Raw genomic sequence first — 1477 nt, 5'->3', positions numbered from 1 at the left:
ATACAAAACAAAGCACCATGATTAAAAATAAATTACACGGTGAATCTGTTTTAGGAAACCCTAGTAAAGCAGTTGTAAGCTCTTTAAAACGTAGTTTGAAGCAATTGCAAAAAGAAATAAAAATGCTGGAAGACAAACTTTTGATTTTAGTTAAACAAGAGCATCAAGAAGTATTAACCCGATTAAAAAGCATACCAGGTATTGGAAACAAAACAGCTCTAATGTTGGTGGTTCTAACAGATGGTTTTAAACGATTTACAAGTGGTAGTGAATTGTGTAGTTATGCAGGATTAACTCCCGTGATAAAAAGAAGTGGCAGCAGTGTAACTGGCCGCAGTAAAATAAGTAAAATGGGGAACCAAAAACTTCGAAACTTATTATTTATGTGCAGTTTTAATGCCTGCAAATACAATAAAGCTTGTAAGGATATTTATGAGCGATTAGTTGCTAAAGGAAAAAGTAAAAAATTAGCACTAATTGCAGTATGCAATAAGCTCTTAAAACAAGCTTTTGCTATTGCTAAATCTGGACTAATATATGAAGATACCTACAGAAGTTCCTTGGTGAAAAATTAATGCTTTTTTACTTGTTTTTTACCACAGTACTTTGTTGCCAACTGGTTTTATTTTTCCGTTTTGATTTTCTTTTTGTTCTCGTAACTAAACTCGTCCAATTCTTTTAATTCAGTTGCTATTTTCTCTTTCCATTCCACGATTTTTTGTACGTTTCGCCCGCTTTCAGTTTCTTCTACCAATTCCAGGCGACTTTTAGAAAATTCAGTCATAATGTCGTTGTTGATTTGGTTTATAATGTCAAATCCTTTTGCGATTTGGCCTTTATTTTCCAATGCTCTTTTTCTAAATTTTCTTGCGTGAATTTCGGCAAGGTCAAATTGCATTTGTTGAAAGTCAATTTGTTTTTGAATGTCAGCAACTTTTGTGGTGTCTATCCACGAAGCATTGCCAAGAAATATATTTTCTATTTTTTGATTCAGATTGCGTTTCATAAAGTCAAATCCGCCGATTGCGTGTGAAATCATAAATTGGCTGAAAACGACATCATTATTTTCATCGCTGATTTTGATTTTAAAATCCTCAATTGTTAGTTTTTGGTCAGAACTCCATCTTTTTTGTCCTTCTTGTAAATTCTGTCCAAAGGTTAAGTTTAGTGAACTAATTATTAAAATCAGTCCGATTATTATTCTATTCATACGGTTCTTTTCAACTTGTTGGCAACGTTTGGTATATGAGCTGTGGCGTGGTTTAGTTACGGACGATTCCAAACAGGCACTTGCCAGAGGAAAATCCGCAGGATTTTCCAAGTAGGCATTGACCAAGCCATAGCTTATACACGGCTTAAGTTAGCATTTTAATAAAAACACTAAATTAAGACCTATAAATAAGAAAGAACAAAGGAGAGGAATAAGGTTATTATATACGCAGAGACTTTGATCTCGTCAACATTGAAAATCCCCTCT

General features: G+C 33.6%; 2 protein-coding genes. One reads left to right on the top strand and one right to left on the bottom strand.

Features of this window, described 5'->3' with window-relative positions; all coding sequences use genetic code 11:
• The coding region (locus tag DU428_RS13310) for a transposase (protein WP_165839169.1) at nt 1-575 on the top strand (575 nt) is incomplete at its 5' end.
• A 47-nt stretch (nt 576-622) separates the two neighbouring features.
• Here DU428_RS13310 and DU428_RS13305 read toward each other — a convergent pair.
• Entirely contained in the window at nt 623-1210 is a 588-nt protein-coding gene (locus tag DU428_RS13305) for a hypothetical protein (protein WP_114436870.1), read from the bottom strand.
• Nucleotides 1211-1477 lie beyond the last annotated feature (267 nt).

This window comes from Oceanihabitans sediminis (assembly GCF_003337215.1).
Classification (GTDB): domain Bacteria; phylum Bacteroidota; class Bacteroidia; order Flavobacteriales; family Flavobacteriaceae; genus Oceanihabitans; species Oceanihabitans sediminis.
The sequence above is the reverse complement of the archived record's forward strand: the minus strand, read 5'-3'. Positions and strand labels throughout refer to the sequence as shown.